This window comes from Plesiocystis pacifica SIR-1 (assembly GCF_000170895.1).
In the GTDB taxonomy this organism is placed as follows: Bacteria; Myxococcota_A; Polyangia; order Nannocystales; family Nannocystaceae; genus Plesiocystis; species Plesiocystis pacifica.
This window is the reverse complement of sequence record NZ_ABCS01000029.1, coordinates 38459-61159: the sequence shown is the minus strand read 5'-3', so window position 1 is coordinate 61159 and position 22701 is coordinate 38459. Positions and strand designations below refer to the sequence as shown.

At 70.1% G+C, this 22701-nt stretch carries 18 protein-coding genes; 9 read left to right on the top strand and 9 right to left on the bottom strand.

From position 1 onward, the window contains the following. Positions 1-312: 312 nt before the first annotated feature. Both PPSIR1_RS16790 and PPSIR1_RS42975 read left to right on the top strand, forming a co-directional pair. The gene (locus tag PPSIR1_RS16790) at positions 313-1038 is read left to right on the top strand and encodes a hypothetical protein (RefSeq protein WP_006972295.1); all 726 of its coding nucleotides are present in this window, start codon (positions 313-315) and stop codon (positions 1036-1038) included. A 219-nt stretch (positions 1039-1257) separates the two neighbouring features. After that, complete coding sequence (locus PPSIR1_RS42975) at positions 1258-2358, top strand: GAF domain-containing protein (RefSeq protein ID WP_157595639.1); 1101 nt, start codon at positions 1258-1260, stop codon at positions 2356-2358. A 462-nt stretch (positions 2359-2820) separates the two neighbouring features. On the opposite strand, the gene PPSIR1_RS16780 is transcribed toward PPSIR1_RS42975, so the two are convergent. The 3 genes from PPSIR1_RS16780 to PPSIR1_RS16770 form a co-directional block, all read right to left on the bottom strand. After that, a complete protein-coding gene (locus tag PPSIR1_RS16780) occupies positions 2821-4281 on the bottom strand; it encodes a coniferyl aldehyde dehydrogenase (RefSeq protein WP_045116171.1) in 1461 nt (486 codons plus the stop codon). A gap of 69 nt (positions 4282-4350) precedes the next feature. Further along, the gene (locus PPSIR1_RS16775) at positions 4351-5724 is read right to left on the bottom strand and encodes a hypothetical protein (RefSeq protein WP_006972292.1); all 1374 of its coding nucleotides are present in this window, start codon (positions 5722-5724) and stop codon (positions 4351-4353) included. A 16-nt stretch (positions 5725-5740) separates the two neighbouring features. Continuing rightward, positions 5741-6250 (bottom strand): hypothetical protein, encoded by a 510-nt coding sequence (locus PPSIR1_RS16770; RefSeq protein WP_006972291.1) that lies wholly within the window; start codon positions 6248-6250, stop codon positions 5741-5743. Positions 6251-6581: 331 nt separating this feature from the next. On the opposite strand from PPSIR1_RS16770, the gene fusA reads away from it, so the two are divergent. After that, on the top strand, positions 6582-8675 hold the full coding sequence (gene fusA / locus PPSIR1_RS16765) for an elongation factor G (RefSeq protein WP_045116170.1): 2094 nt from the start codon (positions 6582-6584) through the stop codon (positions 8673-8675). 41 nt (positions 8676-8716) lie between these two features. Here the strand turns inward: fusA and PPSIR1_RS16760 are convergent, their stop codons facing one another. Together PPSIR1_RS16760 and PPSIR1_RS47935 are read right to left on the bottom strand one after the other, a co-directional pair. Next, the gene (locus tag PPSIR1_RS16760) at positions 8717-9406 is read right to left on the bottom strand and encodes a sigma-70 family RNA polymerase sigma factor (RefSeq protein WP_006972288.1); all 690 of its coding nucleotides are present in this window, start codon (positions 9404-9406) and stop codon (positions 8717-8719) included. 40 nt (positions 9407-9446) lie between these two features. Next, entirely contained in the window at positions 9447-9758 is a 312-nt protein-coding gene (locus tag PPSIR1_RS47935; RefSeq protein ID WP_006972287.1) for a PilZ domain-containing protein, read from the bottom strand. Positions 9759-9990: 232 nt separating this feature from the next. Here PPSIR1_RS47935 and PPSIR1_RS42970 point away from each other — a divergent pair, with 232 nt between their 5' ends. From PPSIR1_RS42970 to PPSIR1_RS16740, 3 genes are all read left to right on the top strand, one after another. After that, the gene (locus tag PPSIR1_RS42970) at positions 9991-10545 is read left to right on the top strand and encodes a Cif family virulence factor (protein ID WP_006972286.1); all 555 of its coding nucleotides are present in this window, start codon (positions 9991-9993) and stop codon (positions 10543-10545) included. 506 nt (positions 10546-11051) lie between these two features. Next, positions 11052-12002 carry a terpene synthase family protein gene (locus tag PPSIR1_RS16745; RefSeq protein ID WP_157595638.1) on the top strand — a complete coding sequence of 317 codons (951 nt, stop codon included), beginning with the start codon at positions 11052-11054 and terminating at the stop codon, positions 12000-12002. A gap of 428 nt (positions 12003-12430) precedes the next feature. Then, positions 12431-12907, top strand: a complete 477-nt coding sequence (locus tag PPSIR1_RS16740) for a hypothetical protein (RefSeq protein ID WP_006972284.1) — start codon at positions 12431-12433, stop codon at positions 12905-12907. 354 nt (positions 12908-13261) lie between these two features. Here the strand turns inward: PPSIR1_RS16740 and PPSIR1_RS16735 are convergent, their stop codons facing one another. Together PPSIR1_RS16735 and PPSIR1_RS42965 are read right to left on the bottom strand one after the other, a co-directional pair. Beyond that, positions 13262-15061, bottom strand: a complete 1800-nt coding sequence (locus PPSIR1_RS16735) for a CRTAC1 family protein (protein ID WP_006972282.1) — start codon at positions 15059-15061, stop codon at positions 13262-13264. Positions 15062-15465: 404 nt separating this feature from the next. Continuing rightward, complete coding sequence (locus PPSIR1_RS42965) at positions 15466-17082, bottom strand: ferritin-like domain-containing protein (protein WP_157595637.1); 1617 nt, start codon at positions 17080-17082, stop codon at positions 15466-15468. Positions 17083-17218: 136 nt separating this feature from the next. Here PPSIR1_RS42965 and PPSIR1_RS16725 point away from each other — a divergent pair, with 136 nt between their 5' ends. Continuing rightward, a complete protein-coding gene (locus PPSIR1_RS16725) occupies positions 17219-18748 on the top strand; it encodes an aldehyde dehydrogenase family protein (protein WP_006972280.1) in 1530 nt (509 codons plus the stop codon). 251 nt (positions 18749-18999) lie between these two features. Here PPSIR1_RS16725 and PPSIR1_RS42960 read toward each other — a convergent pair whose 3' ends face one another. After that, complete coding sequence (locus PPSIR1_RS42960; protein WP_006972279.1) at positions 19000-19995, bottom strand: aromatic ring-hydroxylating dioxygenase subunit alpha; 996 nt, start codon at positions 19993-19995, stop codon at positions 19000-19002. A gap of 116 nt (positions 19996-20111) precedes the next feature. Between PPSIR1_RS42960 and PPSIR1_RS16715 the strand changes: the two genes are divergently transcribed. Both PPSIR1_RS16715 and PPSIR1_RS16710 read left to right on the top strand, forming a co-directional pair. Beyond that, positions 20112-20678: a TetR/AcrR family transcriptional regulator gene (locus PPSIR1_RS16715; RefSeq protein WP_006972278.1), complete on the top strand. Its 567-nt coding sequence runs from the start codon at positions 20112-20114 to the stop codon at positions 20676-20678. Next, positions 20675-21676, top strand: coding sequence for a DUF6438 domain-containing protein (locus PPSIR1_RS16710; RefSeq protein WP_006972277.1), 1002 nt, complete (start codon positions 20675-20677; stop codon positions 21674-21676). Before PPSIR1_RS16715 ends, PPSIR1_RS16710 begins: the two co-directional genes overlap by 4 nt. 5 nt (positions 21677-21681) lie before the next feature. On the opposite strand, the gene nhaR is transcribed toward PPSIR1_RS16710, so the two are convergent. Next, positions 21682-22584 (bottom strand): transcriptional activator NhaR, encoded by a 903-nt coding sequence (gene nhaR / locus PPSIR1_RS16705; RefSeq protein WP_006972276.1) that lies wholly within the window; start codon positions 22582-22584, stop codon positions 21682-21684. Positions 22585-22701 lie beyond the last annotated feature (117 nt).

Genomic DNA, 22701 nt, shown 5'->3' with positions numbered 1-22701 from the left:
GCTTTGGCTTGGTGGGCAATGGAGTTCGTGCCTTGGAGAGGGCATGGGGTCGCCCCCGCGAGCGGGGGCGTGGATTCGGTGAGAGTCGCTGCGCTCTGTCTTGCCCCACGGGGGTCTCGGGACAGGGTCTCGGGACCGGGGACGCGTCGTCGCTGTCCGCTTCTCCGTTTTGGTCGTGGGGCAATGGGGCTCGTACCCGGGAGGGGGCATCGGTCGCGCCCGCAAGCGGGGGCGTGGAGCGTTCACAGTCTCGAAGGTTTAGTCGTGGACGTGGATTCGCCCGCGCGCGCGTTGCGGGGGTATATTGGCGCCATGGCCGTAGAGCTCAGCCCCGAGCAGGAGTGGACCCTCGTCGCTTGCGGGATGGTGGCGCACGCGGACGATGAGCTCGAGTTTGGCGAGTGGGACCAGATCCTCAGGGTCGTCGATGCCAACGTCGACGACGAGGGGGTCGGCCCGTGGATCGAGCTGTTGAGCGATCGGCCGGCGCTCGAGCGTCGCTTCGCCGAGCTTCCCCCGCCGATGCCCTTCGTCGCCGAAGAGATCCTCGAACGCTCGTGGCGCATCGCGCTGGCAGATGGTGCCGGATCCGAGGTCGAGGCCGAGGTCCACGACCGCGTCGCCGAGCGCGTGGGCGTGAAGGTCGAGGAGGCCGCGCGCTTGCGAGCGACGTGGACCACGGAAGCGAGCGAGCGCGCCGAGCTGGTCGTGGCCTTCGCGGCCGCCCTGGCCAACCTCGACGGGCGCATGGACAGCGCCGAGGCGGCGCAGTTCGACTCCCTGCTCGAGCGCATGCCCGTGTCCGTCGCCCGGCGCCTCGAGCTCTCGGCCTTGCTCTACAACCCGCCCAAGCTCGACGAGCTCGGCCTGCGCCTGGGGAAGCTGAGCGAGAGCCTGCGCGAGGGCGTGCTCCACGAGCTCGCGCCCCTGGTCAACGCGACGCATCAGAGCGAACGCGAGCAGGGGGTCTACCTGGAGCTCGCGCGCCAGGCCGCGATCCCAGAACACCGCGCGCGCAAAATTTTAGAGGCTACTTAGCTAGTTGGCCCTCGCTCGCCCGCGAGGCTCGGGGTTGTTCTGGTTTCTAGGTTTGAGGGGCGCTCGTTCGCCCCTTCGTTTTGGTTGGGCCCCCTACTTCCTGCTCTGGCGAATTCTAGAGTTCTCAAACCGAGGACCCCAACCAACCCCGAGCCTCGCGGGCGAGCGAGGGCGAAATAGCCGAGCGAAGCGAGGACCAAATAGTCGACTATGGAGGTCATGCATCTGCCTGCTCGGCCGGCACACGAAGCCGCACGCCTCGCGGCGCTTCGCCAGTACGCCATCGTTGATACGGAGCCGGAGCCGCGCTACGACGAAATTGCCAGGATCGTCGCGCGGGCCTTCGACGTGCCGATGGCCTTCATCTCGTTGATCAACGAGGACCGGCACTGGACCAAGGCGGGCATCGGCTACTCGGGCAGCATCGCCCGCGACATCACCTTTTGCACCCACGCCATCGAGGCCGACGAGGTGCTCTTGGTGCCCGACGCGACCCAGGACGAGCGCTTCGCGGCCAACCCCCTCGTCGAGCCCGAGGGGGGCGTCCGCTTCTACGCCGGCGCGCCGCTGGTGGTCCCCGGAGGGCACCGCCTGGGCACGGTGTGCGCGGTGGACGTGCGCCCGCGGACGCCCAAGCGCGAGCTGCTCGTGCTGCTCGGCGCCCTCGCCCGCCAGGTGGTCGAGCTGCTCGAGCTGCGCCGCCGATCGAAGCGCCTGGCCGAGTCCGTCGAGAACGCCAGGACCCTCGGCGAGCTCATCCCGATCTGCGCGCAGTGCCGCAAGGTTCGCCGCGACGACGCCTTTTGGTCGAGCCTCGAGGGCTACATGAGCGATCGGGCGGGGACCCGCTTCGCCCGCGGTCGGTGCTCCGAGTGCAAGCCTCCTGCGAGCCCGAGCCCGAGCCTGGGGAGCGCCGAACTCAGCCAGCTGCCCGAGGACTTCGACGAGCTGCCCGAGGTGAGCGCGGAAGAAAACAGCGCGACCGCGGCCATCGAGGCTGCGCTCCGCGATCTATCCCTGCCCGAGGCCGAGCTGGGCGAAGCCCTGACGATCCTCGACGCCCAGCGCCGCGAGATCGACGAGCTGCACCGCGTGAGCGCCGAGCTCTCGGAGCTGCTCGCCGGCATCCGCACCCTCGGCGAGCTCATCCCCCTGTGCGTCGACTGCGGGAAGGTCCGCCAGGACAACCACTACTGGTCGAGCCTCGAGGACTTCGTCGAGGCCCGGGCCGGCAGCCGCTTTAGCCACGGCATCTGCCCCAGCTGTCTGCGCGAGCTCTACCCGGACCTGGCGGATGCGGTGCTGAGCAAGCAGGGCTAGCCCTGCTCGAGCGAGCGGCCCTCCCTGCCCCACGCCCACGAGTCAGGGACTGTGAATGAATTCACAGTCCCTGACTATTTTAGTCGTCGTGGACGACGCCACGCCCTCCCTGCCCCACGTCCACGACTCAGAGGGTCGGCCAAAACGAGTTTTGCCCGACCCTCTGCCTATTTTAGCCGTCGTGGACGACGCCACGCCCTCCCTGCCCCACGTCCACGACTCAGGGACCGTGAATTTTTCACAGTCCCTGTCCATTTTAGCCGTCGTGGACGACGCCACGCCCTCCCTGCCCCACGTCCACGACTCAGATCTGAGACTGTCAACGAGTCCACGCCCCCGCTTGCGGGGGCGACCACCTGCCTTCTCAAAGGTACAAACGCCATTGCCCACCAAGCCAAAGCGGAGGAGCGGATAGCGACGAAGCGCCCCCGGTCCGAGCTCGCTGTGGGGGCAGAACAGAACTCAGCCGAAGCGCAGCAGGAACTCGAGCAGCTTCTCCTTGATCGCGCCCTCGTAAGGCGGCGCGATCAAGTGCATGAGGTTGGGGCGCAGCTGCTGGTAGACGGCCTTTTGGTGGCTGAAGGTCCGAAAGCCCTCGCGCGCGTGGTAGTGGCCGATGCCGCTGGCCCCGACGCCGCCGAAGGGGATGTCGTCCTGGGCGACGTGGGTGGCGGTCGCGTTGGTCGAGAGCGCGCCCGAGACGACCCGGCGGCCGACCGCGCGGATCTCCGAGTTGTCGTGGCTGAACACGTAGGCGACCAGCGGGCGGGGCTTGCCGTTGACGTACTCGATGGCCTCGTCGAGGGTCGAGTAGGTCTTGATCGGCAGCAGCGGCCCGAAGATCTCGTCCTGCATCACGGACATGTCGTCGTTGACGTCGAGCAGCAGGGTGAGCGGGAGCTTGCCGGTCTCGGCGAAGCGCTCCGGGGCCTCGTCGCCGGGGTTGATCTCGAGGGTCGTGGCGCCCTTTTGGCGGGCGTCCTCGAGGGCGCCGACGAGGCGCTCGCGGTGGCGCTCGTTGATGATCGCCGTGTACTCGGGGTTGTCGGCCATGCGCGCGTACATGGCCGCGACGTCGGTCCGCAGCTGGGCGACGAGCTCGTCGACGCGGGACTCGTGGACGAGGATGTAGTCGGGCGCGACGCAGGTCTGGCCGGCGTTGAACAGCTTGCCCGTGAGCAGGCCGCCGAGGCCCGAGCGGATCGGGAAGTTGCGGCCGATGAAGGTCGGCGACTTGCCGCCGAGCTCGAGGGTCACGGGCACGAGGTTCTCGCTCGCGGCCCGCATGACGTGGCGGCCGATGGCCGTCGAGCCCGTGAACAGCAGGTGGTCGAATGGCAGGGAGGAGAAGGCCCGGGCGACGTCGGGGCCGCCGGTGGTCACGGACACCTCGGCGGCGTCGTAGGTCTTGGCGATCAGCTCGGCGATCAGGGCCGAGGTCTCGGGGGTCAGCTCCGAGGGCTTGATCATCGCCCGGTTGCCGGCGGCCAGGGCCCCGGTGAGCGGCCCGGTGGCGAGGTAGATCGGGTAGTTCCAGGGCGAGATGATGCCGATGACCCCGAGGGGCTGGAACTCGATGCGCGCCCGAGACGGCCAGGTCGCCCAGTGCGAGCGGCGACGATCGGGGCGCATCCAGCTTCGCAAGTGGCGGATGGTGTGGCGCACGGCCATCAGCGAGGGCAGCAGCTCGAGGCGCAGGGTCTCGCCGGCGGCTCGGTTGCCAAAGTCCGCGCTCACGGCCTCGACGAAGCGATCTTGGTTGTCGAAGAGCATCGCCGCGAGGGCCTCGAGCTTGGCCCGTCGCTCGCGGTAGCTCGGCGGTCCGTGCTCGAGGAAGGCGGCGCGCTGACGCTCGAGGGTCTGGCGCATTTGATCTTCGGAGAGCGAGGGGCTCGACTCGCGACGCAGAGCTTGGACGGACATGAAACCTCCACCGTTCGTGGCCCGGCCTCGGCCCGATGGACTCGGGATGCGAGCAGGCGAGAACGCCGTTTATGATAGGTCGGACCGGGGCGTTTGACCAGGCTCGGATGCGTCGGGATCCCCCGGGTTGGTGGACAGGGCGGCGAAGGCGGCGAGCAGCCCGGCGCCGGCAGCTGTCGACACCGCAGCACCAATGAACAGGGCCGCCCAGCCCCGCTCGGCGAGGCCCACGGCGAGCATGGGGGCGAACACCCGGGGCAGGTTGATCGCGGCCATGGCTGCGATGAAGGTCGTGGTCGGGAGCCGAGTCCGGGTAGCGAGGCCGAGGGCCAGGGCGTGGAGGGTGACGAGGACGGCAGGTTGGAGCAGGCCCTCGACCACGGCGAGGGCGACGACGGTGCCGGTGTGCAGCCACAGCGGGCGCGCGGCGAGGAAGGCGATCCAGCCCAGGCCGAGAAGCGCCGCCGCGAGCGCGCCGGCTCGTCGAGGACCCAGGCGCGCGCTCAGGGGGCCGGCCCCGGCGGCACCCAGCAGCCCGAGGACGGCACCAAGGGGCACGAGGATCTGCGAGTAGCGGGCGTAGTCCCAGCGCAGCTCGTTGAACAGCAGCTCCGCCGAGACGGCCTGGGTCAGGTTGGGCCCGGTCATGACCAGGGCGAAGGCGGCCAGGCCCGCGGCGAGGGCGAGCACCAAGGCGGCGCTCGGGGAGCTCGAGCGGGCAGGGGCCTCGGGGCGCTCGGGATCCGCCTCGGGATCCGCCTCGGGATCCGCCTCGGGATCCTCCTCGGGGGCGCGGGCGAGGGGCAAGGTCGCGGTCAGCCCCGCGATCGCCAGGCCGACGAGCACGATCATCGGGACGCTGCGGTGCAGGCCCGTGGCCATGCCCGAGGCGACCACGCTGGGCACCAGCAGCAGCGGCCCGAGCAGGCCAAAGCCGAGGGCGTGGCCGAGGCCCATGAGCGCGCCCAGGGTCGCCCGGCTCGCCCGGGCCGGGTCGGCGTCCACGGCGAGGTTGTCGACGAGCACGTCCTGGGTCGCGAGCAGGGCGTTGATGCCCACCCACAGCGGCGCGATGGCGGCGACGGCCGGCGCGTGGCTGCCCCCGGCGCTCGCCTGGGTCCACAGCCCGGCCAGGCGCAGGAACACCAGGGCGACGCCGAGGTTGAGGACCGCCAGCGCGAGGGCGCGGAGGCGAGGGCGCCAGCGCGGCCCCAGGTCGAAGCCGAGGGCGAGGCCAAACTTGAGCACCCAGGGGAGGGCGCCGCTGATCAACACGCCGACCTGCTCCTCCAGGGGCGTCCCGAGCTGGGCGAGGGCGCCGAGCATCAGCACGCCCATGGACGCGACCAGGCCCTGGACGAGGTAGGCCCCGCCGACCACGGTCGCCACGCGCCAGGGGATCGGGCGGGCGGCGGAGGTCTCGGCGGGCGTCGGGGTGGACACGTGCGCCTTGGTTGTATCAGGCCCGCCGGGCCCGGAGGCGCTCGGCCGTCACGCCCAGGCTCGCGCCCAGGCCGGCCAGGCCCGCGGCGAACAGCAGCGCGCGCAGGGGCGTCCACGGCCGCGGGCCTCTTGGCTCGGGATCTGTCGTCATCGATGGCGCGAGCACGAGCTGGATGGCGTCGGCGTCGAGCTCGGGGAGCAGCAGCTGGGCGACCGCTCCGAGCTCTCGGCGGAGCCCGTCCTCGTCCTGGGCACGACCGACGATCAACACCCGCGGCGCGCCGCCGAGCTCGACGTCGGCGTGGGCATCGGCCACGCCCAGGGTCCTCGCCGCGCGCTCGAGCTCGGCCGCGAGGGCCAGCTCCCGCCGGGCTCGCTCCCCATCTCGGGACGGGACCAGGGCGGGGTCGGCAAACAGCGCCCGCTTGTCCGCCGGCCGGTCCTCGAGCGCCGGGCGAGGGTCTTCGGATCCACACCCGAGCGCGACCAGCGAGAGGCCGAGGGCGAGGGGCAGGCGGGGGCGCATCGCCGGAGTGTCGAAGGGCTCGCCGCGGGGCGCAAGAAAGCGGCGATGCGGGGACTTGCGGGGGCCGAACACCGGTGCTAACCGAAGAGCATGACGACGGTCAGCCAGAGCCGGCGGTGGATCTCGTATCGCACCGCGCGTTCGTGCTGAGGCGTCACGCGACCCGCTGAGGTCGCCCCAAACATCCAGTTGGGTTCGGCGCCGCCTCGCGCGGGCGCGTAAAACGACAACTCTTTGGACGGAGCTCGAGCCTCGGCTCGGCTCCGAGTCGCTGTTTTCGCGCTGCCGCGTGGCTTGGGCCGCCGCGTGGCTGCATCGCCGTGCCCATGACATGACCCGTACACACACTCCTCTCCACCGCACCCGCAACATTGGCATCTCCGCGCACGTGGACGCTGGCAAGACCACGCTCAGCGAGCGCGTGCTGTTCTTCACCGGCCGCATCCACCAGATCGGTGAGGTCCACGACCGCCAGGGGCGGGGCGCGACCCTCGACAGCCACGCGGCCGAGAAGGCCCACGGCATCACCATTCGCTCGGCCGCGACGCGCGTCGACTGGCGCGAGCACGCGATCACGATCATCGACACCCCCGGACACGCGGACTTCACCGTCGAGGTGGAGCGCAGCTTGAGGGTCCTCGATGGCGCCGTGTTCGTGTTCTCCGCCGTCGAGGGCGTGCAGGCCCAGTCGATCACCGTGGATCGCCAGATGCGTCGCTACGGCGTGCCCCGCATCGCCTTCATCAACAAGATGGATCGGCGCGGGGCGGACCCCGAGCGGGTCGTCGCGGACATCCGCGCGACCTTGGGGCTCGAGGCCGTCGCGCTGCAGCTGCCCGTGGGTAGCGAGGCCGAGTTCGCCGGCGTCGTGGATCTGGTCGAGCGCCGCGTGCTTCGCTTTGAGGGCGAGCACGGCGAGACCGTCGTGGCGAGCGCCGTACCCGAGGCGCTCGGCGTGGCCGTCGAGCTGGCGCGAGAGCAGCTCGTCGACACCGTCGCGCTCCACGACGAGCAATTGCTCGAGCGCGCCCTCGAGGGCGAGGTCTCGGCGGAGCTCCTGCGGGCGGCGATCCGCCGGGCGACCCTGGCTCACGCCATCGTCCCGGTGCTGCTCGGCTCGGCCTTCCACAACCAGGGCGTGCAGCCGCTGCTCGACGCGGTCGTGGACTATCTGCCGCATCCCGGCGAGGTCCTCGATACGGCCGAGTCGGACGCGGGCGCCACGGTCGAGCTCGAGGCCGAGGACGACCTTCCCATGGTCGGCTTCGTGTTCAAGGTCGACGAGACGCGCTTTGGCAACCTCGCCTACCTGCGCATCTACCAGGGCAGCCTCGCCCGGGGGCAGCGGCTGAGCTCGCGGCGAAGGGGCAAGCGCCAGCGCGTGGGTCGTCTCCTGCGGCTCCACGCCGACGCGCCGACGCCCATCGAGGACGCCGGGGCAGGGGAGATCGTCGGGCTCTTTGGTCTGGCGGTCGAGTCTGGCGACACCCTCGTGGGCGACGACCCGGACACGGGTCGGGCCCTCGCGCTCACCGTGGCGGGCTTCGCCATCCCCGACCCGGTCGTCTCGCGGACCCTGCGTCCGCAGCGATCCGCGGACCTCGAGGCGCTCGGCAAGGCGCTCGCGCGCTACGCCCGAGAGGACCCCTCGCTCCGCGTGGGTCGGGACCCGGAGAGCGGCCTGCCGCTCATCGCCGGGACGGGCGCGCTCCAGCTCGAGCTCTACGCCGAGCGCCTCGGCGACGAGCACGGCCTCGACGTCGAGCTGGGCGCCCCTCGGGTCGCCTACCGCGAGACGATCTCGGAGGAGGTGACCTTCGAGTACGTCCTGCGCAAGCAAAGCGGCGGCGGCAGCGGTCAGTACGCTGGCGTCGCGGGCATCCTCCGGCCCCTGGTCGGGGGCGAGGCCTACCGCTTCCTCGAGCGCGTCCGCGGCGGGGCCATCCCGCGCGAGTACCTGGACAGCTGCGACCGCGGCTTCCAGGCGGCCCTGGGCGAGGGTCCGCTCACCCGAGCGCCCGTCGTGGGTGTGGAGGTCGAGCTCCTCGACGGCAAGACCCACTCGAAGGACTCGAGTGATCTGGCCTTCCGGATCGCGGCGCGAGACGCCCTCGTCGAGGCCATCGCCCGCGCCAAGCCGCAACTCCTCGAGCCCATCATGCGGGTCGAGGTCGACGCTCCGAGCAGCAGCTTCGGGGCGATCTCGGGCAGCCTGACTGCCCGCCGCGGGGCCATCGTCGACTCGCAGATCCAAGGCGAGCGCGTGGCCATCACCGCTCGGGTCCCGCTCGCGGAGATGTTCGACTACGCGACGCGGCTCGGCAGCCTCACCGGGGGTCGGGGCACCCACAGCATGAGCATGGACGGGTACGAACGCGTCCCCGATGCCATCCTCGATCACGTCGTCGCCCGCGCGGCGTCGTGAGACCCGAAGGGGCGAGCGCCAGTTGGCGTTCGTCCCTTTTTTCATGCTCCGCGCAGCGCCTGGCCGAGGCGCTCGAGCAGCCGCGAGTGCCGGCGCGACAGGGTCGCCGCGCTCACGCCCAGCTGCTCGGCGAGCTCGCGCCCGGTCTTGCCGTGGACGTAGAGGCCGACGATGAGCTCGCGGGACTCGGGCTCGAGGGCGGCGATGGCCGCCCGCAGCCGCTCGATCTGCCGGGCCTTGAGCACGCGCTGCTCCGGGTCCGTGTCCTCTGAGGGCGCGACCGCGAGCCCGCCGTGGGTGGCCTCGGCGATCAGGATGGCCAGGCCGGCGCGGTAGACCAGCTCGCGGGCGGCGTGGACCCGCTGCTCGAGGCTCTCGCGCCCGCCGCCGGCTCGCTTGGCCCCGCGGTCCTCGGCGGCCTGGCGCATCAGCAGCTGGGTAGCCTCGAGGCGCTGGATGGCCCGCTGTTTGCGTCGACGGCCAGGGCTGCGCTTGCGCACCGCGTCGATCATCGCGCCGCGGATGCGGTAGTGGGCGAAGGTCGAGAAGCTCGCCCCGGCCGAGGGGTCGAAGCGCATCGCCGCGACGACCAAGGCCTCGTTGCCGACGCTCTCGAGCTCCTCGACGCTCAGGGCGCGGAGCTGGCGGGAGAGCGCCCGGGCCAGGCGCTCGACCAGCTGGGTGTGGGCTTCGACGCGGGCCGCTTGGGCGTCGCTGAGCGGCGGGCTCATGGACGGACGGAGGGGGCTGGATTGGATGGGCGAGGGGAGGTCAGCCGCCCTGGGCGCGGCGGATGTGCTTGCGCAGGGCCCACTTTTGCTCGTCGGTGGCGTCGAAGCGCACGCCCATGTCGCGCTTGGACGCGCGCACGACCGTCCCGTCGACGGGCATGTTGGCCTCGGCGACGGGGAAGCTCAGCAACAGCTGGACCTTGGTGCCGACCCGCTCCCAGGCGGGGCCCTCGAAGCGGCAGCCGCCCACGGAGATGTCCCCGAGGGCGCGGTGGAGGACGACCTCGTCCCCGATCACGTCGGCGAAGGCTGCCAGGCGCAGCCGCGGGTGGACGCGGGCCTCGTTGCTCACCGGCGCAGCATACCCCGTGAGTGGCCAAACGCGCGCGTTCGAGGCGCCAGACTGCGACGGAGTGGCCTGCGAGGGCGGCAGCCGTGCCAGATTGTCAACCAAAGCGCACAGGGCGCGATAGGCAAGTCGCTGAAATTCAAAAAGATTGCGAGAAAATGAGGTGGGCGCTTGCTTGCAAGCTCGGACGGTGGCAGTTCGGCCCCTACGGTTTCCCCGCGAGCCAATCGTCCCGATGTCCTCGACCTTCAAGACCGCTCACCCCACCTCGCGCCTGCGGGCGCGTCTGTTCGCTGGTGCCCTGACCATCGGGGTCCTCGCCTCCATCGCCCCGACGACGGGCTGCAAGCCGCAGTCGACCATCGCCGGCACGGAGATCCCGGACACCGAAGACAACCGCCAGATCATCGCGGTGCTCGAGCGCTACCGGACCTCGCTGGTCAGCCGCGACGCCGCGGCCGTGCTGGCGACGGCGCACCCCACCTACTACGACCAGGCGGGCAGCGACGACCCCAGCGACGACACCACCTACGCGGAGCTCGGCAACCTGCTGCGCCGCCGCCTCGCGCAGCTCGACTCGATCCGCTTCACCATGGACTATGTCGAGATCATGGTGACCGGCGATCGTGCCGTCGCCCGGGTTTGGATCGACGCCAGCTTCCGCTTCAAGCCGATCCTCGACTCCTACGGCGAGCCCCGGCCGTCGGCGCCCTACCAGCGCGTCCAGGATCACTCGGAGTTCGAGCTGGTCCGCGAGGGCGACACCTGGATGATCGTCCGGGGCATTTAACGTGGCCGGGTGACAATTTGGGGCCACCATGGCTCCAGTGAATGAGAATCGCTGCACCGATCGGTGCAGCGATTTTTGTATGCGTACACACAGCGATGAAGAACAGCATTGACCTTGGGCCGAAATCGCATTTGGCGAGGCTCAAAGGACCGTCTGAGTCACGTCTTAGTTCGCACAAAAAGGTTTGTTTTGGTTGCTTTGGGCAGGTCAGGGTGACGCTCTCGGTCAATCCCTCTTGAAAACGCGCAGGTGCCGTGGAATGGGGTTTAATCGCACCTAGACCCGCGGTGGGGTGATCTTGGCGCCATGCTCGATATTGAAAATATGGTGAGCCAGCACAATGAGAATGCATTTGTTTGAGCGGAATTTTTCCGTTGAAACCGTTGACGGAATCATAGGCCTCTCCTACATTGCGCCCACATCAGCTCACCCGAGCTCATCTGTTCAGACTGAGGATATCGAACACCCCCCAGTTCGATTCCGAACACGTTCTAGAGCGCATTACCATGGCCAATCACGTTGCCTTGGCTGGGCGCGCGGGCATAGCCGCGGCCCCCAACTTCGATCCCATGTGCGTCGACATCGACGACGTCGTCGACCGGCTCATGCTGTGGGCCGGCTGCTTCCCCCACTTCAGCGAGGACCACGCGCGTTTTGGCGCCCGCCTGGCGCAGATCATCGTCGAGGGCATCGAGACCATCGCTGGTGAGATGATTGGGGGGCTGGGCTCGCCGGCGCAGCAGCTCATCGAGGACCTGGCCCTCGACATCGCGTGGATCTTCTGGATTGACGACTGCTTCGACCTCTACCCGGAGCTGTCCTCGGACGGGCTCCTCGAGCTCGGGGACTTCCACCTCCAGGGCAGCTGCGACGGCCGAGCCCTCGAGGTCTGGAGCGCGGGCCTGGTCGCCCAGAGCTTCCGCGTCGACGAGCGCCCCGAGGGGGCGTGGCAGCTGTGGCTGCAGTCGGCGGTGCAGATGATCCAGGCCTTCCAGCGCAACAAGCTCTCGTCCCGGGCCGAGGGTCGGCGCTGGACCTACGAGGACTACCTCGCCAACGGCGAGATCAGCTCGGCGGTGCCGCACTTCGTGGCCACGGTCTCGCTGCTCTACAACCTGGACCTGCACGAGCGCATGGACGAGCCCGAGGTCCGCGGGATGATCCGCGATCTGAGCCTGGCGATGCGGCTCGAGAACGACATCGTGTCGGCGGGCAACGAGCTCGAGGACGGTGACAACGCCAACTCGGTGCTGGTCATGCGCCACGACCTGGGCCTGCGCGGCGCCGTGGACTTCGTCGAGCGCGAGCGCGCCAGCCACGAGCGCGCGCTGTGCTCGGCCCTGGACAGCCTCGGGCCCGATCCCCTCGCGCAGATCTGCCGCCTCGTGCTCGAGGGCGCGCACTGGTTCCACGCCACCGAGCGCGAGCGCTACACCCCGCTGCGGCTGGCGTCGTAGACACGCCGAGGGCGAGACCCTCGCAGCTTGCGGCCGGGGTGGGCGACTGCTAGCGCCAATGATCGCCAGATCACTCCGACCGAAGACCTGCGGCCAGGGGGCCTGTGTGCCGCCATGGGCGAACCTGGAACTGAGGCGCTGCGCACGAACTCGAGCCGGACACCGGCCCGAGCACTCCGCGAACGCTGCTGCGCGGCCCTGGGAGGTACGCTTCGCGACGCCGCCGACGCCGCCGGATTTGCGCGCAGGACCTCCCCGCTCGAAGGGGCCGAGCTCGAGCGCTTCGTGCAGGCATTGCTGCATGGTTTTGGCGCGTGCTCGCCCCTCCCGGGCCGCCTACGCGACGCGGGAGCCCCACCCAAACCAGACTCGAGGACGGCTCGAGGGTTGTGACTCCCGAGGCACCCGGTTTATCGTGGTCATCCGAGATGGCTGGGTCGCAAAACTCCATCCACAAGGTCGACTATGTCGCCGGCGTCGTGGTGGCGTTCAGCACCACCGGCGTGATGTCGAAGGACGACTGGGACCAGACCCTCGAACAGCTGCGGACGCGGGAGCCCTTGCGCGGCTACCTCGGGACCAGCGTCGGCACCGTCGAGGTCTCGAGCGCCCAGCGGCGTGCCGCGGTCACGGTCATGACCGAGCGCGACCGCCCCACGGCGATCGTCACCAAGAGCCGCATGGTCATGGGCCTGGCCACGGCAGCCTCGTGGCTCGGGGCCAAGATCAAGGCCTTCAGCTGGGAACAGCGCGATCAGGCCGCTCGCTTTTTGTCCGTGCCCGAGGCCGACATCCCTGCGGTCCTCGCAGCCCTCGACGCCCTCGAGCGCGCGGCCACGGACGAGGAGCAAGCCCGGGCCAAGGCCCGCGCACAGGCCCGCGCCAAAGCCCGGGCTCAGCTCTAGTCAGCAGTCGCCCACCCCGGCCGCGCCGGGACCCATGATCCACGAAAGCGTCGTCTACGGACTCAGCTGGCGTTGAACCCGTGGGCGGCTGTCTTTCTCGGTAGGCGGTCGGGACCACGAACAGGGCAGGGCAGGCGTCCACGGGCGCAGTGTTGAGCACGGGTGCGACGGGCGGGCACGGCCGACAGCTCGGGCCCTGGCGGCGCGGGGTCGGGCGTTGATCCTCGGCGGGCGCCGGGCGGCGGCGGTCGACGAGCTCCAGGCCGAGTTCGGCGGCCTGCGGCACGGGCGTTCATCGCAGATCTGGCCGATCTCGCCGCGCGGGCAGGCTTCGCTCGAGTTGACCGGGGTCGGCTAGCCCTCGCTGACGACGAGGCTGTCGGGGTAGCTCAGGTCCAGGAACATGTCCTCGCCGAAGGCCGTGCGGTCAAAGCTGACCTCGGTGCCGTCGGGCCAGCGGACGAGGAGCTCGAGGTCTTCGCAGGGCAGCTCGCCGAGGCCAAAGTGGAGCACGCGGGTGTCCTCGGAGTTGTACATGCCGCGGCTGGACTTGGCCTCGCGGGTGCGCAGCTGCTCCCCAGACCGGACGGTGACCCGGGTGCCGAAGGCGTCGCGGGACACGGCCTGGCCGTCGCCGTGGACGCGCACGGCCAGCCAGCGGTTGTCCTGGCCCAGATCGTTGCGGAACAGGAAGTTGGGCCGGCCGCCGCCCTGGTCGCGGCCGCCGACGAGCAGGTCGAGGTCGCCGTCGTGGTCGATGTCCGACCAGGCGTGGTTTTGGGCGCCCTTCATGCGCCGCAGCACCTCCTCGGGGTCGTTGATGCCGCTGGTCACGCCGAGGCTCTCGAAGCTCCCGTCGGGCAGCTGGTGCATCAGCCCGAACCAGCCCTTTTGCTGTTCGTCGGTGTAGTTGCCCTCGTACTTGCGCTCTCGGGACAGGGAGATGTCGAGGAGGCCGTCGTTGTCGAAGTCGATCAGGGCCCCGTCGACGTCGCCCTCGTTGAAGGGCAGGCCCCGGGCCAGCCACTGGTTCTCGAAGCCGTAGCTGGCCCCGGCGCCGCCGTTGATCAGCAGCTGGCTGGGGTCGGACCACTTGCGGTTGTAGTCGGAGTCGACGGGGTGCGAGATGGTCGTGAGCAGCACGTCGAGGTCGCCGTCGTTGTCGACGTCGCCGCAGTCGATGCCGAAGCCGTTGCTGCCGCGGTACAGCCCGCTGGGCGGCTCGGGCTCGTCGTCTTGGCCCATGCCCGTGGTCGACAGCCAGTAGTTGCCGGTGCGCAGGTAGGCGAAGCCCCGGGCCTCGCCGAGCTCCTCGAACAGCCCCCCGCCCTGGTTCTCGAACAAGAGGTTGTGGCCGCCGTTGGTGCTCACCGAGTAGGTCGAGACGAAGATGTCGAGGTCGCCGTCCTCGTCGTAGTTGCAGGTCACCGAGCCGTTGCTGGGCCGGGCCTGGTTGCCCTGCAGCGCCGGCGTGACGTCCTCGAAGTGGCCGTCGCCCAGGCCGCGGTAGAGCTGGTCGGTGGTCACCGCCGAGGTCCCGCCCAGGCCGACGAAGAGGTCGACGACGCCGTCGCCGTTGAAGTCGGCGAACACCGCGTTGGCGTGGGCCGTGGGCGTGGACTCGACGCCCGCGTCGGGCAGCGCGGTGAAGTGGCCGGCGCCGTCGTTGAGGTAGATGGCGCTGCGGTGGGGCTCGTAGTTGGGCAGGTCGAGGCCGGCGAACACGTCCTGATCGCCGTCGTTGTCGACGTCGGCGAAGGCGAAGAAGCCGGCCTGCACGTCGCGCAGCCCCGAGGCGTCCGAGAAATCCTCAAAGCTCCCGTCGCCGCGGTTGCGGAACACCAGGTGCTCGAAGGGCACGCCGTTTTGAGGGTTGGGGAACAGGCTGTGGGCGACGATGTCGTCGTAGCCGTCGCCGTCGATGTCGGCGAAGGCCAGGCGGCTGTGGTCGTTGATCACCGTGCCCTCGGCGGGCGGGTCGTAGAAGTTGTCGACCCGGATCCCGCTCGCGTCGGACACGTCGGCGAAGAAGTCGGCGCCCGGGGCCACGGCGGGCCGGGCCTCGCAGGCCATCGGCTCGCCGCCGGCCTCGTCGGAGCTGGCGTCGGGGTTGGGGGCCTCGCTGCCCGTGCCGCCAGGGCACCCCGCGAGCACAAATACGGCTATGGAGGGGAGAACGACGCGAAGCGGGGCGAGCACCCGAGCATCATCGCGTCGCGCCGCGTCGGTTCGCAAGCGCGTTTCAGAGACTGTGAGTGACTCACAGTCTCTGTCTATTTTAGCCGTCGAGGACGAGCCACGCCCTCCCTGCCCCACGCCCTCGACTCAGAGACTGTGAGTGACTCACAGTCTCTGTCTATTTTAGCCGTCGAGGACGAGCCACGCCCTCCCTGCCCCACGCCCTCGACTCAGAGACTGTCACCGAATCCACGCCCCCGCTTGCGGGGGCGACCACGAGCCTTCTCCAAGGCACGAACTCCATTGCCCACCAAGCCAAAGCGGAGGAGCGGAGCGAGGAAGCGCCCCGGTCGCAGGCGTCTGTGGGGGCAAAGCAGCGCTCAGGCCCCGAGGATGAGCTCGGCGGCCGGCGCGACGAGGGTGCGCAGGGCGGTCGCGTGGACCTCGGCGCGCACGCTGGGGGACAGCACGCCAAAGGCGGCGCTCGAGCTCGGGGTCGCGACTTCGGCGAAGCTGCGCTCGGGGGCACGCTGACGCAGGGCGCGGGCGAGCTGGATGCGGGCCCGGCTGCGCAGCTCGGGGTGGCGCTCGCACAGCCACGCGAGGGTCTCCCAGCCCAGGCGGGCGTGGGCGAGCTCGTCGACGGCGACGCGGCCGTGGAAGGCCCGAGCCTCGGCGTCCTCGCAGTGGTCCGCGGCGATCTGGGCCTCGGCCGCGGCGAGGGTCTCGTTGACGCAGGCGTCGCGGATCAGCTCGTCGACGAAGCGCTCGGGGGACACGGCGAGGGGCACCTCGGCCAGGGGCAGGGCGCCGGGCTCGAGGGGGCGGCCGGCGAAGCGCTCGGCCAGGGCGAAGGCCAGGCGGGCGTGCTCGATCTCGTCGAGGGCCGCGGCCTGGACGGCGCGCAGCAGCCAAGGCGGCGCGCCGAGGGCCGTCAGCTGCATGCCCACGCGGGCGAAGGAGGCGACCGAGGCGTGCTCGAGCAGGGCGAGCTCGAGGTAGTGGGTGGTCAGCGTCGAGCGGGCCTCGGCCGGGCTCGGGTCGACCTCGGCGAGGCGCGCGAGCACGGGGGAGCCGCCCGCGTCGATGAGCGGGCGGCCGGGGACGATCGGGCAGTAGGCGCCCTCGCAGGTCCACGGGTTGTCGCCCCAGCCCGCCGCGCAGTACTCGTCCGCGCCGCAGTGGGCGTCGGCGTAGCACTCGTCCATGCCCATGTAGCAGCTGAGCATGGACCAGTCGTCGCAGTCCGAGCGGTTGACGGACACGCCACACATGCCGCTGGGGCAGTCGGCGTTGACCTTGCAGTCGTCGATGTTGTCGGTCGCGCACTGGGGGCCGTCGACGCCGTTGGTGATGCCGATGACGCCCTGGCAGATGCACGCGCCGTACTCTCCGCCGCAGTCGGCGTCGTTGGTGCACGGCTCGTAGCAGCCGCAGTTGTAGTCATTTTGGACGCACAGCCCCGACCCGCACTCGTCGTTGGACGAGCAGCCAAAGTTGTCGTTCGGGTCCACGCAGGGCTCGAAGTCGGCGACGATCGGCGCGCAGTCGAGCTGCTGGCTGCGGATCTTCGCCCCGTTCTCGCACAGCAGCCAGCCGGTGAAGTTGTCCTCGGCGTCGAAGATGGGCAGGGCCTCGTTGCAGCCCTCGGGCGGCGGCCCGGTGTCGGTCGACTCCTCGGTCGTGTCGGTCTCGGTCTCGGTCGACTCTTCGGTGGACTCGGTCGACTCCTCGGTCGTGTCGGTGCTGGACTCGGTGGACTCGGTCGACTCGGTGGACTCGGTCGACTCTTCGGTGGACTCGGTCGACTCTTCTTCGGTGGACTCGGTGCCCTCGCCGGAGCTGGACTCCGTGGTCTCCGTCGCCCCGACCTCATCGTCGGCGCTGGTCCCCGAGTCCCCCGAGTCGGTCTCGCCGACCCCTCCCGGGCCACACGCGGGGGTGGCGGTCAAGCTGGCGAGCAGGGACAGGCGCATCCATTCGAGTCGTCGTTGCATGGCAAGAGCGGCGGCAGGTGGAGTCCGCGTCTTGAGTCTGACACGATGCACCTGCCCGCGAGGGTCTAGACCCCGGCTGGGCTGCTTTTTCCGGGTCCGGGTGATCACGCCCTTGCCCTGGTGTTATCAACCGCCCATGGCCTCCGCCGAACTCGCCGCCATCTTCGCCAGCCTCGACCTCGAACTCCCGGACGTCGGAGCGGGGGAGGGGAGCTTGGCCTGCATCGACCCGTCGACGGGCGCGGCCCTGGCCCACCTGGCGCAGGATGATCTGGCCTCGGCCGAGGCCAAGACCGAGGCGGCGACGCGCTGCTTTGCGCGCCTGCGGCTGCACCCCGGGCCGGCTCGCGGGGCCCTCGTCCGCGAGATGGGCGAGCGGCTGCGCGCCCACGAGCAAGCCCTCGCGCAGCTCGTCTGCGCCGAGGTCGGCAAGGGCATCGAGGAGGCCCGCGGCGAGGTCCAGGAGATGATCGACATCTGCGACTTCGCCACGGGGCTGTCGCGCAGCCTCGGCGGGCGGACCATGCTGTCCGAGCGCCCCGACCATCGGATGTTCGAGCAGTGGCTGCCCCTGGGTCCGGTGCTGTGCATCTCGGCCTTCAACTTCCCCGTGGCGGTGTGGTCGTGGAACGCCGCCATCGCCCTGGTGTGCGGCGACCCGGTGGTGTGGAAGCCGAGCCTGGCCGCGCCGCTGTGCGCCCTCGCGGTCCACGGCCTGCTCCAGCCGGTGCTCGCCGAGGCTGGCTTTGGCGACGCGATGCAGCTGATCATCGGCCCCGACGATCCCGTGGCCCAGGCCCTCGTCGACGATCCGCGCTTTCCCCTGGTCAGCGCCACGGGCTCGTGCGCCATGGGTCGGGCCGTGGCCCCGCGGGTCGCCGCGCGCCTGGGTCGGACCCTGCTCGAGCTCGGGGGCAACAACGCGATCATCGTCGAGGCCAGCGCGGACCTGGACCTGGCGACGCGGGCCATCGCCTTCGGGGCGGCCGGGACCGCGGGCCAGCGCTGCACGACCACGCGCCGGCTGTTCGTCGAGGCCAGCGTGGCCGAGGCGCTCACGGCCAAGCTGACGGCGGCCTACGAGCAGATCGGCCAGCGCGTCGGCGACCCGCGGGACGCCACCAAGCTCGTCGGTCCGCTCATCGACGCCCAGGCCGTGGCCCGCTTCTCGGCGATGCTCGCCGAGATCCGCAACCAAGGCGGCGCGGTCTTGGCCGGCGGCGAGGTCCTCGACGGCCCCGGCCACTACGTCCAGCCCGCCCTCGTGCGCGTGCCCCCAGGCCTCGACCTCGACGCCACCTTTGGCCCCATGGAGGTCGAGACCTTCGCCCCCATCCTCTACCTGCGCAGCTACCCCGACGGCGAGCTCGAGCGCGCCCTGGCCTGGAACAACGGCGTCGAGCAGGGCCTGTCGAGCGCCCTGTTCACCGACAGCGTCCGCGCCGTCGAGCGCTTTTACAGCCCGGCGGGCAGCGACTGCGGCATCGCCAACGTCAACCTCGGGACCTCGGGGGCGGAGATCGGCGGGGCCTTCGGCGGCGAGAAGGCGACCGGGGGCGGGCGCGAGGCGGGCAGCGACGCGTGGAAGGCCTACATGCGCCGCCAGACCTGCACCGTCAACGGCGGGGCGGCGCTGCCCCTGGCTCAAGGGATTCGCTGGGACTGAGCTCTGTTCTGCCCCCACAGGGAGCTGGGGACCGGGGCGCTTCGTCGCTGTCCGCTCCTCCGCTTTGGCTTGGTGGGCAATGGAGTTCGTGCCTGTGAGAGGGCCCGTGGTCGCCCCCGCAAGCGGGGGCGTGGCAGTCATTGAGTCGTGGACGTGGGGCAGGGAGGGCGTGGCGTCGTCCACGACGGCTAAAGCAGACAGAGGGTTGGCCAAACTCGTTTTGGCCGACCCTCTGACGCGGCGCTCCGCGATCAGGGCGGCGCGTGCCAGGCCATCGCGGCCGCGACGTGCTCTGGGAGCTCGTCCGCGCGGGCGTCGAGCAGGCGCTGGCGCACGAACTTGCGAAAGGCCGTGATGCCCGCGTCGGCGCGGACGGGGCGGTCCTGACCGGGCGGGGCGACGTGCCGGGCGAAGGGGAGGTCCTCGTTGAGCTGGGCGTACTTCCCGGCCATCAGCGTGAAGCCCATGGCGGCGAGCTTGCCGACGACCGGGATCGTGATCGGCTGGTACATGCGGAGCATGCGGAAGGTCGTGTCCGCGTCGATCGGGCAGTCGTAGACGGTGACCATGCCGGTCTGGTCGACGTTGATGGCCTGCAAGCTCGGCGCGCGGTACTCGACGAGGAAGCGCCGCGTTCGGCCGCGCTCGCCGGGCAGGGGCTCGGCGTTCGCGCGGTAGTCGAGGCCGTCGGGGCGCAGCTCGACGGCGCTCTCCCCCACGAGGCTGCCGACGCGGACCATCGACACTTGCGAGCCGTGCACGTAGTTGAAGTGGTGGATGTCGAAGTTGTTCTCGAGCGAGTTCGTGAACGACAGCGGCCACTCGAGCTCCGAGTCGTGGCTGGTCCCGGCGTAGCCGACGGTCGCGCGCAGGTAAGGGAGCTCGGTGGCCTCGGCCAGGCCGTCCGCGCCCCAAAACATCCACACGATCCCGTCGCGCTCGCGGACCGGGAAGCGGTCGGTGCACATGCCGGCGGGGATGCGGGCGTCGGGGCCCTCGCAGGGCATGCGGACGCAGGCCCCGGCGTCGTCGAATTCGAAGCCGTGATAGCCGCACACGAGCCGCCCCGCGCGGACGAAGCCGAGGCTCAAGGGCACGCCGCGGTGCGGGCAGCGATCGCGCAGGCACACCAGCTCGCGGCGGGCGTTGCGAAACAGGACCAGGTCGACGCCGCCGCGGCGCAGCGCGACGGGGCGCTGGCGGACACGACGGCTGAACAGGATCGGATACCAGTAGTTCGGCAGCATGATTCTTTTGTTGGTCGACACTTACAATAAAGGGCGATCTTTTGTTAGTCAACACTTACAAAAAAAGCGCCTGTGCCGCCGTTTGTGTTGGAGGGCTATGCTGAGGACCGAGCGCCATGCCCAAGCGAATCGATGACGCCGCGGTCTTCGACGCGGCCATGCACGTCATGCTCGAGCGCGGCTACGCCGGGGCGACCATGAGCACCATCGCCGAGCTGGCTGAGGTCAGCGAGCTGACCTTGTTTCGCAAGTACGGCTCCAAAGCGCAGCTGCTCGCGTCGGCCATCGAGCACGGGCTGTCGCCCATGGCCGAGGCGAGCTTCGAGCCGAGCGGTCAGCTCGTCGAGGACCTGGACAGGGTCGTCCGCGTGTTCGTGGCCGCCAACGCGAGCCGCTCACGCCTGCTCGGTCTCGTGATGGTGGAGAGCCCGCGCCACCCCGAGCTGGTCAGCGTGTTGCGGACGCCAAACCGCATCATCGGGAAGGTCGCCGCCTTGGTGAGCCACTACCAGCGCGCGGGCGAGCTGGGCCTGGGAGAGGCGTTGGACCTGGTCCTCGCGCTCCTCGGACCCCTCGTGGTTCATTCGCAGCTGAGCCACGGCAACCCGGAGCTCGAGCTCGCGCCCCTCGATCTGCGCTGGCACGTCGAGCGCTTCATTCACGGGCACGGGGGGCAGCCATGAGCGCCCGCTCGAGCCTAGCCGTCGCGCTGGCGCTGCTCGTCTTCGGCGCGTGCACGGAGGGGCGCTCGAGCGTCGACGAGCAGGTCCCCGCCCCCGAGCTCGGCCGGTCGCCAGGCTCGCCCGAGCCGCCTCCTCCGCCCCCGCCCAAGCGCGACGACCCGCGCCCGAGCGAGGGCGGGGCGACGCTCGATCGGCCCGCCGATGTCCGCGGGCCGCTGCGCGAGCTCGACTACCGGACCTCGGGTTGCTACGGCCGTTGCCCCGTGCAGCGGCTCGTGCTCCGGCCCAGCGGCGAGTTTTTGTACATCGGGGAGCGCCACACCAAGCGCGCGGGGGTCTACGTGGGTCGGGCGGACGAGGAGCTCACGGCGCGCCTGTTCGCGGCGGCTGGCGAGCCCCCCTTCGACCGCGGGGCCGAGTATGCGAGCGAGTTCAGCGACCAGTCCGCGACGACCATCGGCTCCGTCGACGGCCGCGATCGGGTGGTCGTGTCCGACTACGGCTTCGTGGCCCCGGAGGCGGTAAAGGCCGTGGAGCAGGACTTCGAGGAGCTGATCGCGGCCATCCCCAACGCGAGCCCGAGCGAGCGCCCCAAGGAGATCGACTTCGACCACTTCGTCCAGTCCTCGCCCAGCCCGAGCTGCCGCCGCTACGGCGACGCCATCCGTGAGCGCTGCGTCGCCCTGGGCGAGGGGCGCACGGCGACCCGCGGCTGCGTCTACCACGGGGCCATCGCCGCCGAGCTCGATGACCTCCGCTACACCTTCGACGGCGAGGCCCTCGAGGCCGGCTGCGCCTTTGCCCTCGACAGCGTCGAGGCCGACCGCGCGGGCCTCGACGAGGCAGACCCCCGCGCGGTGAAGCACCTGGACGCGGAGATGAAGGCCAAGTGCGCCGAGTTCCTGGCCATCGTGTTCCGCGAGCAGGGCGACCCGGACTATCCGGACGAGGTCAGCCCCAACCGCGGCGGACTGTGCGAGTCCATCCTCGGGACCTGACTGTGCTAGCCAAACAGCTTCGTCTTCGCGGCTTCGGAGATCGCCAGCACCCCCGGGTGCTTGAGCCGACGCTCGACGGAGATGGCGTAGAAGCGCTCTTGGATCGAGTCGCTGCGTCCGATGACCTGCACCCCATACTGCGAGGTGATCTCGGCCTCGATGGCCGAGGGAGCCGCGAACACCCCCACGCCGGACTGGCCGAAGACCTTGAGCAGGGCGCTGTCGTCGAACTGGCCGACGATCTCGGGGTGGATGTCGAGGTCGTCGAACCATCGATCGAGCTCGCGGCGGACCATGCTGCCCTGCATGGGCAGCAAAAATGGCGCCCGGTCGAGGGACTCGGGGAAGCCGCGCTTGTACTTGCGTGCCAGGGGCGGCGCGCCAAAGAAGGTGACCCCGCACGATCCCAGGGGATGGTTGAAGGCCTTGACCGAGACGTGGGGCCCGATCGGCGCGTCGGAGATCACCAGATCCAGCTCATGGCGTGCAAGGCGCCCCAAGAGCTGGTCGAATTTGTCCTCGTGGCAGACGACGTGCAGCCCGTCACCGAGGTTCAAAGCAGGCTGCAGCAGGCGGTAGGCGACGAGCTTGGGGACCACGTAGGTCACCCCCACGACCAGCCTCAAAGGCCGCCCTTCGAGGCGCTCGTGCAGCACATCCACCATTTCGCGCCCGAGACTGAAAATGTCTTCAGCATAACGAAGGGCGACACTGCCCGTCTGGGTGAGCGCGAGGCGCCGACCGGAGCGATCAAAGAGGCTGACGCCCAGGTTATCCTCCAGCGTGCGCAACTGTGTCGAGATCGTCGGCTGCGAGACGCTCAGCCGCTTGGCGGCGGCGGCGATGCTGCCCTCCTTGGCGACCATCCAAAAGTACAACAAGTGATGGTAGTTGACCCACTGGGACATGATCGGTCTGACCTAAGAGCGAGCGACAAACATCAGCTGAGAGCTAATCGTCATGAAAGACACCCTCGAGCCGATACCGGTATATTGCTCATCAAGCTCCGAATTCAAGACTGAAAC

What these genes read in the sequence shown, in the direction of transcription:
- PPSIR1_RS16790 (WP_006972295.1), top strand. Translation starts at nt 313, where the DNA reads ATGGCCGTAGAGCTCAGCCCCGAGCAGGAGTGGACCCTCGTCGCTTGC.
- PPSIR1_RS42975 (WP_157595639.1), top strand. Translation starts at nt 1,258, where the DNA reads ATGCATCTGCCTGCTCGGCCGGCACACGAAGCCGCACGCCTCGCGGCG.
- PPSIR1_RS16780 (WP_045116171.1), bottom strand. Translation starts at nt 4,281, where the DNA reads ATGTCCGTCCAAGCTCTGCGTCGCGAGTCGAGCCCCTCGCTCTCCGAA.
- PPSIR1_RS16770 (WP_006972291.1), bottom strand. Translation starts at nt 6,250, where the DNA reads ATGCGCCCCCGCCTGCCCCTCGCCCTCGGCCTCTCGCTGGTCGCGCTC.
- fusA (WP_045116170.1), top strand. Translation starts at nt 6,582, where the DNA reads ATGACCCGTACACACACTCCTCTCCACCGCACCCGCAACATTGGCATC.
- PPSIR1_RS16760 (WP_006972288.1), bottom strand. Translation starts at nt 9,406, where the DNA reads ATGAGCCCGCCGCTCAGCGACGCCCAAGCGGCCCGCGTCGAAGCCCAC.
- PPSIR1_RS42970 (WP_006972286.1), top strand. Translation starts at nt 9,991, where the DNA reads ATGTCCTCGACCTTCAAGACCGCTCACCCCACCTCGCGCCTGCGGGCG.
- PPSIR1_RS16745 (WP_157595638.1), top strand. Translation starts at nt 11,052, where the DNA reads ATGGCCAATCACGTTGCCTTGGCTGGGCGCGCGGGCATAGCCGCGGCC.
- PPSIR1_RS16740 (WP_006972284.1), top strand. Translation starts at nt 12,431, where the DNA reads ATGGCTGGGTCGCAAAACTCCATCCACAAGGTCGACTATGTCGCCGGC.
- PPSIR1_RS42965 (WP_157595637.1), bottom strand. Translation starts at nt 17,082, where the DNA reads ATGCAACGACGACTCGAATGGATGCGCCTGTCCCTGCTCGCCAGCTTG.
- PPSIR1_RS16725 (WP_006972280.1), top strand. Translation starts at nt 17,219, where the DNA reads ATGGCCTCCGCCGAACTCGCCGCCATCTTCGCCAGCCTCGACCTCGAA.
- PPSIR1_RS42960 (WP_006972279.1), bottom strand. Translation starts at nt 19,995, where the DNA reads ATGCTGCCGAACTACTGGTATCCGATCCTGTTCAGCCGTCGTGTCCGC.
- PPSIR1_RS16715 (WP_006972278.1), top strand. Translation starts at nt 20,112, where the DNA reads ATGCCCAAGCGAATCGATGACGCCGCGGTCTTCGACGCGGCCATGCAC.
- PPSIR1_RS16710 (WP_006972277.1), top strand. Translation starts at nt 20,675, where the DNA reads ATGAGCGCCCGCTCGAGCCTAGCCGTCGCGCTGGCGCTGCTCGTCTTC.
- nhaR (WP_006972276.1), bottom strand. Translation starts at nt 22,584, where the DNA reads ATGTCCCAGTGGGTCAACTACCATCACTTGTTGTACTTTTGGATGGTC.